Origin of the sequence: Bacteroides sp. HMSC067B03, assembly GCF_001811315.1 — a bacterium.
GTDB lineage: Bacteria > Bacteroidota > Bacteroidia > Bacteroidales > Bacteroidaceae > Bacteroides > Bacteroides faecis.
Map to the genome: position 1 here is coordinate 26,421 of NZ_KV804416.1, position 13,222 is coordinate 39,642.

Annotated in this window: 7 protein-coding genes; 1 reads left to right on the plus strand and 6 read right to left on the minus strand. The window is 40.5% G+C overall.

Translation table 11 applies throughout. The features are described 5' to 3' along the window. Positions 1-11: 11 nt before the first annotated feature. From HMPREF2794_RS20725 to HMPREF2794_RS20750, 6 genes are all read right to left on the minus strand, one after another. The gene (locus HMPREF2794_RS20725; protein WP_240052955.1) at positions 12-3,419 is read right to left on the minus strand and encodes a SusC/RagA family TonB-linked outer membrane protein; all 3,408 of its coding nucleotides are present in this window, start codon (positions 3,417-3,419) and stop codon (positions 12-14) included. 47 nt (positions 3,420-3,466) lie between these two features. After that, on the minus strand, positions 3,467-5,131 hold the full coding sequence (locus HMPREF2794_RS20730; RefSeq protein ID WP_070752534.1) for a hypothetical protein: 1,665 nt from the start codon (positions 5,129-5,131) through the stop codon (positions 3,467-3,469). Positions 5,132-5,165: 34 nt separating this feature from the next. Continuing rightward, complete coding sequence (locus tag HMPREF2794_RS20735; RefSeq protein ID WP_070752537.1) at positions 5,166-6,800, minus strand: pectate lyase family protein; 1,635 nt, start codon at positions 6,798-6,800, stop codon at positions 5,166-5,168. A 276-nt stretch (positions 6,801-7,076) separates the two neighbouring features. Then, complete coding sequence (locus tag HMPREF2794_RS20740) at positions 7,077-9,506, minus strand: glycoside hydrolase family 95 protein (protein ID WP_229035538.1); 2,430 nt, start codon at positions 9,504-9,506, stop codon at positions 7,077-7,079. A 258-nt stretch (positions 9,507-9,764) separates the two neighbouring features. Beyond that, on the minus strand, positions 9,765-10,577 hold the full coding sequence (locus HMPREF2794_RS20745; RefSeq protein WP_070752540.1) for a LytTR family DNA-binding domain-containing protein: 813 nt from the start codon (positions 10,575-10,577) through the stop codon (positions 9,765-9,767). A gap of 3 nt (positions 10,578-10,580) precedes the next feature. After that, positions 10,581-11,375, minus strand: coding sequence for a LiaF transmembrane domain-containing protein (locus HMPREF2794_RS20750; protein WP_010536706.1), 795 nt, complete (start codon positions 11,373-11,375; stop codon positions 10,581-10,583). A 273-nt stretch (positions 11,376-11,648) separates the two neighbouring features. On the opposite strand from HMPREF2794_RS20750, the gene HMPREF2794_RS20760 reads away from it, so the two are divergent. Further along, on the plus strand, positions 11,649-13,220 hold the full coding sequence (locus tag HMPREF2794_RS20760) for a pectate lyase family protein (RefSeq protein WP_010536704.1): 1,572 nt from the start codon (positions 11,649-11,651) through the stop codon (positions 13,218-13,220). The last annotated feature ends 2 nt before the right edge of the window (positions 13,221-13,222 follow it).

A 13,222-nucleotide genomic window follows, 5' to 3' on the forward strand; every position in this document is an offset into this window, starting at 1 on the left:
TGATACAGTTTTTAAAATGTAACATTAACACCTAATGACCATGTTCTCAAAGTAGGATATTCTGTAGAAGAAGAATCATACATATTACGATAATGATCAGGGTAAGGGTTGTATAAATCCCATAAATTATTACCTGTCAGATTCACACGGACAGCCGACATCTTCAACGGAGCAATCCATTTCTTAGGGAACGAGTAGCTGACAGACAAATTACGTATATAGCAGCGGAACGTACTGATCATCCAGAAATCTGAATTGGCAATAGCTGAACTGGAGATCAAAGATTCTGCTCCTAAATTGGGATACTTGCCATACGGATTGTTTACCTCATCAAACATATCTCCCCAAAAGGAATCCGGTGCCCATATCATCGTACTCTTGTTACCCCCCATAGAAGCACGGTCAATAAAGCGTACACCACCCCATGAAGTTGCAATGTTGGCACTTATAGAAAGTCCTTTCCAACTAGCACCCAATCTAGTCGAAATATTATAGGTTTTGTTTTTCTCACATAATTTCCCATAATCCTGTTCAAGAACAATCTGTCCGTTAGGACCCTGCTGTACGCCATTCACCATTTCACCTCCTAAGTCCTGGTAAGCGACCATGCCCGGACGCAAATCATCCTTGCAGGTTTTATCAAGATACTTAGTTTGTCCTCCTTCAGGTGTCCATGATTCCAGATAATACCAATAATTATTGATATCTTCTTGTGTACGCAAAATACCATCACCCATCGAAGTACCTTTCCATACTTTAAATCCCCATACAGGCAGATAAGTAGACATTCCTTCCTCCCAACTTGAGCTGCAAGGATATTTATTATAGCGTAAACCGGGAACCCATTCTTTCACTTTACTACCACTTAAACCAAAATCCATACCAATATTGTAGTTTACTTTTCCGATTTTATCACGCCAAGTCAAAGAAAGTTCACCACCATATGTATCAACACGACCAAAATTCTCTTCCGCATACGAACCACCGGCATAAATAGGTATTCCTGGTTGGCTTGCCATAAACTGATTCAGAATGTTATCATTAATGTCATAGTAAAAATCGAATACAGCACTTAAACGACCATCAAAGAAACGAGTGTCAAAACCAAGATTGAACTTATCGGAAACATCCCATTTCACATTACGATTAGGAGATGCCTGTGGTATGAGGCTGGTACCCGGTTTACCACTCTCAGCTCCGAACTGCATACCTTTCAGATCCATCTTATATTGTTCTTTCCATTTCCACATCTTGATATTATCGCGTCCCGTACGTCCCCAGGATGCGCGTATCTTCAGAAACTCGAACCAAGGAAGTGAACGTTTGAACCATCCTTCTTCGGAAAGAATCCAACCGGCAGAAATACCGGGAAAAAATCCCCAATAGTTTTCAGGAGCAAACTTCGTAGAAGCATCCGAACGGAAAATAAACTGTAACATATAACGGTCGGCATACGAATAGGCGATACGTCCCAGATAAGAAAGAGAACCTGATTCTCCTTTCAATGTTACTGTATTATCAGAAGTCAATGCAGATTTGCCATCTGTTCCTACGATAGAAGGTCCCCCTACCCCCAAATAAGTATCAGAAATATCGTGCGCCAGATCAGCATATTCAATATCACGGGAATCATAGAATGATTCGTAACGTTCAATAGACGCCATTGCCGAAATGCTATGTAATCCAAACGTACGGTCATAATTTACATAAAAGTTCATTTGCCGTCTGTCCGATTGTTTATCTTTGAATGATAAGGTACTGTTTTTATCGAAAACCGATTGTTTAAAAGAACTGTTCGGAATGGTATATACCAAATGTTGATTAGCAGGCATTCTGCCACCTACATAAGCTAATTCATACGGAAAACTGGCTTGTTCTGTAGCTTCGCTTGAATGTGAAGATGAATATGTGGCGCGGAGTGACAGTCCCTTCACAAATGGAACCTCATAAGTCAATGAAATATCAGCATTCCAGCTATTGGTCCTGTTCTTACTGAATGAGCCACTGTTGCTCAATGCGAAATAATTCCAGGAAGTAACATAGTCACGATTAAAGTTCGGACTAGTATAAGTATTCTCTATCGGTCCCAGCCAATATTCCTGATCGACCCCGTTCTCATCCGGCAACATCACACTCCAAGGCATATGATTCGGCATATGATGCAAGGCACTATAGTCCGATTTTTCTGTACTTCCACTCATTCCGTACAGTTTAAAACGCGCTCCTTTTGTATATATCTGGTCAGACTTTCCTTCATTACCGGCAACAGTGGCAGACAATTTGATGTCATTCGTCAAACGCACATCAACACCGGCACGATAAGTATAACGCTTGTAGCTTTGTTCCCCCAGATTCGCTCCTTGGTCATAATAAGTAGCACCTGCATAATAAGTAGCACGTTCACTGCCACCATTAACGTTCAGTGTGTGTGTCTGTTGAAAAGCGGACGACCAACCGGCCTTATCCAGCCAGTCATAATTCAGGTTATCCATTTCAGCCAATTCCATATCACTGTAAAGTACATCCAAATCGTCATATCCACTCGCCTTGTTGGAACCGATTGCCAAAGCATTATAGAAACGTCCGTAATCAGAACCTTTCAACACCTTAGAGTGGCTGACTGCGTCATTTACCGCAAATTTCCCGGAATAAGAAATAACTGGTATTCCCTTTTTACCTCTTTTGGTTTTTACCAGAATTGCACCATTGGCAGCACGCGAACCATAAATTGCCGCACTCGCATCACGTAAGACGGTAATGCTCTCCACTTCCGAAGGATCAAGCATATTGAATTGTTCCATGCTCGGCTGCCCATTAGTACCCAGCTGAATGACGTCATCGATAATAATCAGAGGAGTCGAGTTACCACCGTCTTTGGAAATACCGGTAAAAGTACGATTCTGACGAATATAAACTTCATTAGCATTCGTACCCGGACGACTGGAACCCAATTCTACTGTTAAACCGTTAACCATTCCTTGCAATGCTTCCGAAAGATTGGATACAGGAAGGTCTTCCAACTCTTCAGCAGAAATGGTCGAAACAGAACCGGTTATATTCTTCTGTTTCATACTACCATAACCAACCACAACCACTTCATCCAGTTTTTGGTTATCCTCCTGAAGAACTATATTTAATGTATTACTTTTAGGAACAAAAGTTTGCTTAATATAGCCTATATAAGAAACTACAACCTTTTTCCCTTCAGGAACATCCAGAGAGAAATGACCGTCAATATCAGTGATAGTACCCGTCGGAGAATCTTGCAACCTTATAGTGGCACCAATAATCGGTTGACCACTTTCATCCAATATCTGCCCCGTTACTTTCCGGGGTTGTGCGTTAACAGATAATGCAAATGCGATGAAGCATAACAGCATACCTATCTTTTTAACGGATGAAGAACTTATGTACTTCATAAATATAACGTATTTATACATATTATTTCCTTTATTAAATGCGCAGTTCATCTTCTCCATTCGGGAGCTCCCACGCTAGAACAACCTTCAAATAATTCATTCAGTTTAAAATTGTTATTAGCCGGATCGGTAAACAAACCAGTTGTCGACATTTTAGAATCACTCAGCCCAAGACTGCCCTTAGTTGATGAATGATCACTTGTCTGAAAACTGTTAACCGGACTAAAGCGATAACTTCCCGTATAGTCATCCTGACCACCAGAACCCAGTTCATTAAACTTCGGAATATTATTGTCTATTTTCATAGAGCCACCAAAAACGCAATTCTCTATTTTAATGGGAATATTTGCAGCTACTCGGAATAAAAATGCATTTTCCATAGGGGCATAGCAGAATGTCGTGTTCGTAATTGATATATTTTTACCACTATCCGTATTACGCAAATCGGCAATAGCACAAATATTAGTTATGGTACATCCATCAAAAGAAACATCATTTACATAATTTCCTTTTTTTCCATCTGTAGAAACAATACCTTGATTACCTATTGCATTGATTGTACATTCTTTAAATAAAATTGCTTCAACACTTCCGCCTGCTTGTTTCGAACGAACAATAGCACGGAAATTCTCGATATAACAATTGGTAAAATCGACCGTATTGATCAAGAAGACTTTAGATTCCGGACAGATCACCTGTTTGCCGCTCAAACTATTGTTAGTCATTTCCGACAAAGGTTTTGCAGCCTTTAGATTGATGCGTTTGAACGTTATCTTATCTATCATACCATCTTCTACCACACGAAAAGCATTATCAAAGCTAAAAGTAGGATACTCCTCCAATGTTTGCGGAGTTACAAAATTAACAGAATGAGCAAATTCAATAATCGATTCACCACTATTCAACACATATGTTTTTCCTGCCGGAAGAATAAAAGTGGTGCCTTCTGCTATAGAATTCCAATCGAGACTGTTGAAATAATTCGGGTCAAACGGTTCGTTACGCAAGTCTACACGATTTGCCGTTCCATAATCCGCATCCAAATTCTCTGTAGTTTCTGTTGTTACTTCGATACGTGCCTGATAAGTTTCAGAGGTCTGCTCAGCCCCTGAATACAGACTGACACGATAAGATGTTTCAGGAGTCAGATCACCTATAATTTTCGAACCAGCCATGTACTCTTCCGAAGAAACCTGATATACCTTCATTTCCTGTGAATCGTCTTCTGCTCCGACCGGAACTGCGGTCAAAGCCGTAATAACAACCGTATCATTGGGGGACCATGAGATAAGAGCCTGCGTATCAATCGTACGAGTTTCCTTCAACTCAATAGACAAAGGACGATAAAGAATCCCTGTCACCTCCGTCTCCCAATAACCGGACAATCTTCCATTACCTATACATTTTACCTTAAATTTGTAATTTTCTTCCCAATCCAAAACAATAACACAGGAAGATTGGTCAGTTGATACTGTTTCTGTTTTATAGAGCTCTTCCTCCTTATTGGTCACCTTATATACTTCGACGACATATTCAGTCGCCCCTTCTACACTCTTCCAACTAATATAGGCTTTGTTTTGTACGACCTCCATCGTTGCCACAGGCCGTAATAGAACTTTAGCACCTGAATCGTCATTGTCCGAACAGCCTGTCACCAGAAACAAGAAGCTACTCAACAGGAGGCCTACCATCATTAATTTCATTAAATTCATAGTATTTAATTTTAATATTAACATTTCATTGATCTTACTTCTTGAAGTTGTATGAGATGCTTTCATTCACCAAACTATTGATATATACTTCTAAAGCAGTATACCCAATATCCGTAGTTTTGTTGCGATCTTCCGAATTAGTCGGATCCAATCCTACTTTCTTTTCCCAAGCATCATCCATACCATCTTTATCTGCATCTGTAATAACTCCGGATGTATTATATGTCAACCCTTCAAATCCTTCTGCTTCTTCCGGACTATTGATTATCCCAGGAAGAGGCCCACTTTTATCATCACCGGCTCCCGTATAGGTGCAACTTCCCCCCTTCACGTCTTTAATGATACGTGCATCCACTTTATCCCGTGGAAAGGCACCAGCGCCATTATCACCGATTACCGACTGGAAAGCCTTTTCGGCAGATTCGTAATTCTCAGACAAGGTATATGCTTCCCAATCAAACCAATATTGTTCGTAATTATCTTTACCAGAAGATACAATAAAAGAAGAAGCTTTCATTTCATCAAGACTATAAGGGTAGTTACCATCTGTATATATACCCTTCCAGTTGTCAGAAGTGAGATCAGAATTCCCTTCCATTACATTTCCATCAAAAAACCACTTGGATGCAGCACGCAAAGGAGCCTTTTCCGGATCACGTGCACTTGATTGACGGAAGAATTTCGGTTCCTTCACACGAGCCGTTGTAGCAGGTCCCGGTTTATAGTAGTTATTCACAAAGTTACATGACCATCCATGATGTTCCGAATCTTGTGACTCGTCCATTCCTCCATAAGTAGCCATTTGGCTCCCCCAATTATAGTTCACATTATTAATATATTCCATATATACATTGATATCCTGTCCGGGGTCTTTGCCTCTCGCGCCATTCATCAATGGAGTACGGCTATTACAATGAGCAAACAAATTATGGTGGTAAGTAGAAGAGGTACCACCCCATGCACCGCCATAGCCACGGGAACCTTTCTTATTTACAGAATAATAAAGTCCTTCACTGGAGATGCACCATTGTACTGTAGAAAAATGGGTATCAATAAAATCCGTGTTTTCTTCACTTGCCCAACTAAATGAACAATGGTCAATGATAAAGTTATTAGCATTTTCCACACGGAGGCATGCAGCATTATGATCTTTTCCACTCGCATCCTTATCCCCTACACGGAAACGCACATGGCGAATAATAAAATTTTCAGAACCTCCAAAATTCACTTCATTCTTTATCACACAAATTCCACCTCCCGGAGCAGTCTGTCCGGCTATTGTGAAATTCTTTGCTTTACAACGTATCTCCGACTTCAATTCTATTTTACCGGAAACGGTAAAAACAATCGTAGTAGCCTCATTCTCTGAACATTGTTTCAATGCCCACCGAAAAGATCCTTCGCCATCATCATTGGTGTTTGTTACTTTAACTACGACTCCGTTACGACCCCCTGTCGCATTTTTCCCAAAGCCTTCGGCAGTAGGAAAAGCTTTCAATACTTCCGGTGCTTTCGCGTAAGGGCCCAAGTCCATATTAGTGAATCCTTTGACATCAGTACATGCTCCTAAAATCGTAGTACAACCTACAAAAAACAGACACTTAGTAAAATAATACATAACACCTTCATGCTGTGTTTTCCATTTTTCAATTAATGCATAATTTCTCATCCATCTTAATTTAAAGTTAATACATCTTACTATATACTTTTCACAAAACATCTGTTAGGCACAAATCAGAGTTGAATGTTACTCACTTTTTCACCTATTAACAGAAAGGTTTTACGCAAAGTAAGTTATATCAAATACAAAGAGAGGGGACTTTTTGAGCATTTAGGTGCACTATTTTATCACAGAAATATCATGTACAAGATTTTAGGATTAAAATACCAAAAATTCCATATTTTACTTTACACTACTATTTTAGAAATTATTCCCTGCTAGTACTCAATACCCTATCTGGGTATAAGTCTGACCTGCTTCAGTAGGTACATCATATTGATATGTCTTCATCAAACTGATACCTTTCAATGTAGCCTTCTCACTTACCAACGGACGGGCAATGTGTTGCTTGGCAAACAAAGGATTCGGATTGTCGTTTTTGGATTCAGAGTAATCTTTGCCATCCACTTTCAACATATTATGAGTCCGTAAACGTAAATTTCCTCCAATAGTAGATTTTACAACCACTGATTCTATTTTTCCGTCTTTCCATTTCAAAGAAACAATTTCAAATCCTCCACGCGTTCGAAGTCCTTTCACTTCCCCATTCCTCCATGCATCAGGCAGAGCCGGCAATAGATGGACAGCATCGTCATGGCTCTGTACAAGCATCTCGGCAATACCGGCAGTACAACCAAAGTTTCCATCGATCTGAAAAGGAGGATGTGCATCAAATAAATTAGGATAGGTTCCTCCTCCCTGCCCTTTCTGCACTAATGGAGATACCAGGTTCAACTGATTTGTAATGAGCTTCAATGCATGATTCCCATCCAGACATCTTGCCCAAAAACAAACTTTCCACCCCATGGACCAACCAGTAGACGGATCACCTCTCTGCATCAGTGTATTCCGGGTAGCCTCGAAAAGTATGGGAGATGAATAAGGTGAAATCTGAAAACCAGGGAAAAGTCCCCATAAATGAGAAAGGTGCCGATGATGATCGTTTGGATTATCCCAATCTTCGAACCATTCCTGCAATTGTCCATATTGTCCGACCTGCATAGGAGGAAGTTGTTTTTTCAAAGAGCGGATAGTATCGCAGAACTGTTCGTCTTTTCCATTTAAAATATGTGCAGCAGCTTCCGTATTTGTAAAAAGATCAAATACTAACTGATTATCCATCGTAATGCCGGCAAACAAGTTAGCTTTTCCTTTCCACTGACGAGGAGCATTCTCGGGAGAATTACTAGGAGTTACCACCATATATCCTGTATTAGGATCCCTGACAAGGAAATCCACAAAAAATTCCGAAGCACTTTTCATTATAGGATATACACTAGCCAAAAAATCTTTATCACCTGAATAAAGATAACGTTCCCACAAATGATGACACAACCATGCATTGCAAGTAGGCCAAGTACCACAATATGCTTTATCAACGGCACCGTTCATCCGCCACAAATCAGTATTATGGTGCAGTACCCATCCACGGCAACCATACATTTCACGGGCTGCCTCTTGTCCATTCTCATACAATTCCCTTATCATCTGTAAAAATGGCTCATGCATTTCACTCAAATTGGTAACCTCTGCAGGCCAATAATTCATTTCTGCGTTGACATTCGTTGTGTACCGGCATTTCCACACCGGATTCAACTTATCATTCCAGATCCCCTGTAAATTCGCAGGCTGCCTTCCAGGCTGTGAAGAAGATATGAGCAGATAACGACCATACTGGAAATAAAGTGATATTAACTGCGGATCATCAGAAACAGCAAATTCTTTTACTCTTACATCTGTCGGTTTATCAGCCTGAGAAGTATATCCTAAGTCTAACGATACACGATGATAATATTTCTGATATGCTGCGATATGCTCCTGAAGTGCTTTCGAATAGTTCTTTCCAGCATTTCTAAGATAAACCTGATTCCGTTTTACAGCATCAGCAGAAATGTCTTTATAGTTAACAAAATTAGTCGCCATAGCAATGTAAAGCACAGCACTATCGGCATTACTAACTGATAATACTGAGTCTTGTGCTATACTTTTTCCTCCTTGTAGTTCAAGCTTCAAATCAGCAGCAAATCGTATCGCTCCTTCAGTGAATTGATCGCCTTTAGTAATGCCACTCATCTTTATAGTATTTTTGCCGGAAACAGAAACTTCTACTGCTTGCGGACAAGTCAATGCTGCAGTAAAGGTCAACATACCAGGCTTGGAAGCAGTAAGGCGAACAATCACCAACTGATCCGTAAAAGAAGTAAAGGTTTCACGTTTATACTCAACGCCGTTCACTCGATATGTAGTTATAGCAAGGGCTTTATCTATATCCAACTCACGACGATAATCCGTATGGTTCTCCTGCCCTTGAAAATGCAAACGCAGACTCCCGACTGTTTGATAAGGCATTCCAAAGCCATTTTTAGAAAGAATCTTTTCACCGGCCATTAATTGCGCCTCGGCATAATTTCCATCAAAAATCAGTTTCCGAATAGCTGGAAGAGCTTCTTTAGCTTCTGAATTATAGTTTTTATAAGGAGAGCCTGCAGAAACTGTTTCTTCATTCAATTGAATTTCTTCATTGACCGGATCTCCATATACCATTGCACCTAAACGACCATTCCCCAAAGGTAGCGCCTCCTCCCAATGTTGAGCAGGACTATCATACCATAGGATAGCCTTTTGTTGTGATTGAACCGTCATCCCGGTACACATAACCAATACAAGACAAAGGGAACATTTTCTAAATAAATTATAAGCCATATATATACAATTTGAGTTAACAAACGATGATATGGCAAAGTTAAGGCAGAGAAATCTTCTTATAGAGTAAAATTTGGTAAGATTGGAGGAAAAAACGCCCATGAGGCAGTTTGTATTTATATGAATTTAAATGCAAACCGCCTCATCAATACCTCAAAAACAGCTGACTAGGGTAAAAATCAATCATTTGTATTATCAAACAGCCGTTTCTTATATTCCTAACCGTTCCTTCAATAATCGATAACCGGAGAGGCTTACCCGAAGTTTAACCCCGTTCTTCAATAAAAGCTGATACGTTTCTTTTCCAAACAATTCTACACGGGAGATTTGCGTAACGTTGACAATTGTAGAACGATGAACACGAACAAAAGTGTCGGAAGGCAGATGAGTTTCAAAATACTTCATAGTCTGTTCTTTCAGATATTCTCCCGAGGGAGTAATCAGCATAACATAATCTCCGCATGCCTGTATGTAAGTTAATTCATCTGTTTTAATCAAATGAATTTTCGAACCGTCTTTCACTGTTATACGGTCAATCTGCTCAATCCGCGGTTCTTCCGGCAAACTAACCGATTGACGCATTGCCAACTCTTTTTCCAGTTCTTGATTCAGCGCATCTTCTTTGGCAACAATCAAACGATACCAAAGTATGATCGCGACCCAGGTCGGAATGCCAAACAACAGACGAAAAGGAATAGTAGATGCAAAAGCGATATATGGTATACCTACTATTCTTGTCATGATATCATTAACCATAAAGCTGCCGGCTATCCAGATCAATATCCCTGTCACCAGAATAATGACTTCCGTCTGAAAGATAGACACCACTCCAACAACGAACCAAGCCAAATAACCTAATGCCATCAACCAACCGATTGTTGCTATTCCATCTATGACAGCAGGTACATAATCCGCGCCCGTGTATACACTCATTATCGCCACCTGAGCTGCTACCAACACCAGTGCTACCACCAACATCGGGACCCAGCGATAAGGATAATCTATAATCGGATGTGTTTTCATACGTTAGTCTTTAACCTCCAGTCCCCCAAAAGAAAGCCTTCCCCGAATGACTAACACCCTTTCCTTATCAATATTCCCATTTTGCCAACGTTTATCATCGCATCCGCCAAAGAAAGCATTACATTTAAATACTACTTTCCAATCAGAAGGGACGTATATCTCAATTCCTCCCCAGCTGCAATCCAGGTCGATATACGTTTCCCCTGGTGCGATATGGGTATGTCGCAGGTCAATTGTTGTCCCTCCGCATGAAGTACGGACAACTCCTCCTTTGAATAGTTCGTCAAGTACTACATGACGAGCGGCTCCAAAGGTGTTATCAGAACGCAGAAAACCATCTTCCGATTCGTATTTTTGCTGTTCGTCAGTAAAGTTCATCCCTGCCTGACTGCACCGTCCGCGCTGCATCCATTCCTTATGGTGACGAAACATACGCTGTTTGTCATCCCATGGTCCTCTGCGACGAGGCTTGAAGAAAAATAAGACTCCGACTATGATCAGGGCAAATGGCCAAACCATTGCCTGAGAATTCTCAGGCAACCACGAAAGACCTCCTATCAGGAAATAAACACCTATTAATAAAAGGATAATTCCACCAATATAATGACAGCGTATCATCGAATAAATTCCTAATACAATCAGTAAGGAATGCCATGATACTATCATACTGAACAATTCATCAGTCATCCACCCCATATTGCGGGCGAATAACAGAATTCCTGAAAGGATAAACAATAAAGCTATCAGAAATTTTCCTGAAAAGCATGTAGCAGATGAGAATTTAGATTTCTGTTCCATCGTTTCTATGATTAATGATTGATGGTTCAAAGATACGTCATTTCTTTGTGCCCTCAGAGGCTTTTCTGTTGATTTCCGGTCAGAAAACCGATGAATACCGGATAAAAATCGGTAAATAAAGCACATTTAATTATGCTCAAACCGAATCTAATAACAAAAAATACAATGTGAAAAACAAATATTGCACACCTGGATATTTTCTTCGTTATACATTTGCCCCATAAAATGAACACAATATGTGAATACAACCCTATGAATAAAAAGACTAATGCCATGAATAAACTATTATTAGGTGCTTTCCTTGCATCCATTTTCCTCTCACTCACAGCCTGTTCGGAAGAGAATCCGGAGCAAGACACCAATCCTCCGGCAGAACAGCCAGGAGATTCTACCGATCCGGGGGATTCGGGAGATGATCCATTACCAGAATATCCAGCTCCGGACCGTTCGACAATCGCAGCTTTTCCCGGTGCCGAAGGGGCAGGAAAACTTACTACCGGTGGAGCCGGGGGGACAGTGTACACAGTAACCTCTCTCAAAGACGATGGTTCAGAAGGGACTCTTCGCTGGGCGATAGAGAAATCGGGTAAAAGAACAATCGTATTTGCTGTAGGCGGGACTATCTCCCTGACAAAACAACTGCAAATAAAGAATGACGATATAACCATTGCCGGTCAGACCGCCCCCCAACCGGGTATATGCCTGAAAGACTATACGCTGCGCGTTAATGCAAACAATGTCATTATCCGTTTTATCCGGTCACGTATGGGAGATGAATGCAAAACGGAAGATGATGCTATGAACGGATATCAAAGTTCATACCCCGGCAAAAAGAATATTATAATCGATCATTGTTCTATGAGTTGGAGTACAGACGAATGTGCTTCATTTTATGGAAATACGGACTTCACTATGCAATGGTGCATCATCAGCGAAAGTCTGACCAATTCAATACATACTAAACAGCAACACGGATATGGTGGAATATGGGGAGGCAGTCCCGCCACCTTCCATCATAATCTGCTGGCTCATCACAGCAACCGCACCCCACGCCTATGTGGGAGTCGTTACTCCAATAGAGCAGATATGGAACAAGTAGATCTTTGTAACAATGTTATCTATAATTGGACCGGCGAAGGAGCGTACGGAGCACAAGGAGGAAGTTATAACATTATAAACAACTATTATAAGCCAGGTCCTGTTAATGCAGCGAAAAAGACTCATTGCCGTATTTTCACAGCTTATGTAGATGATGGTAAAAATCAACAGGCCAAAGGAGTATATGGCAAATTCTATGTAAACGGGAACTATTTTGAGACATACGATAAGTTGTCTGCCTCACAAAAGACGGAAGCAGCCAATGCAAACGCAGACAATACATCCTCTACTGCCTTTGTCGTAAAAAACAACGAAATATCCAGCCAAAATTTGCTTGTATCTTCACGTTTTCCTATCTTAGATGATTATTCGTTCGTTCAAACGGCACAAAATGCTTACAAAGCTATATTACAGTATGCAGGTGCTTCTAATATACGCGATAATATAGACAAGCGTATTGTAGATGAGACGGAAAAAGGAACATTTACATATACAGGCTCAAGTGGTGGAGCCAATGGGCTGATTGATACACAAACTGATGTGGAAGGCTGGAGTGAATACGTATCCGCTGCCACCACCCAACAGGATAGTGACAAAGACGGCATACCTGATGAATGGGAAACAGCAAACGGACTGAATCCCAACGATGGCAATGACGGAAACAAATATAACTTAAACAAAGAATATACCAATCTGGAAGTGTATCTGAATAGTTTGGTAAATTCCTTATATCCAACCAATAACTAAGT

Bases quoted from the DNA above. Each gene is read 5' to 3' on its own strand.
- HMPREF2794_RS20725 (WP_240052955.1), bottom strand. From the start codon at position 3,419: ATGAAGTACATAAGTTCTTCATCCGTTAAAAAGATAGGTATGCTGTTA.
- HMPREF2794_RS20730 (WP_070752534.1), bottom strand. From the start codon at position 5,131: ATGAATTTAATGAAATTAATGATGGTAGGCCTCCTGTTGAGTAGCTTC.
- HMPREF2794_RS20735 (WP_070752537.1), bottom strand. From the start codon at position 6,800: ATGAGAAATTATGCATTAATTGAAAAATGGAAAACACAGCATGAAGGT.
- HMPREF2794_RS20740 (WP_229035538.1), bottom strand. From the start codon at position 9,506: ATGTGTACCGGGATGACGGTTCAATCACAACAAAAGGCTATCCTATGG.
- HMPREF2794_RS20745 (WP_070752540.1), bottom strand. From the start codon at position 10,577: ATGAAAACACATCCGATTATAGATTATCCTTATCGCTGGGTCCCGATG.
- HMPREF2794_RS20750 (WP_010536706.1), bottom strand. From the start codon at position 11,375: ATGGAACAGAAATCTAAATTCTCATCTGCTACATGCTTTTCAGGAAAA.
- HMPREF2794_RS20760 (WP_010536704.1), top strand. From the start codon at position 11,649: ATGAATAAACTATTATTAGGTGCTTTCCTTGCATCCATTTTCCTCTCA.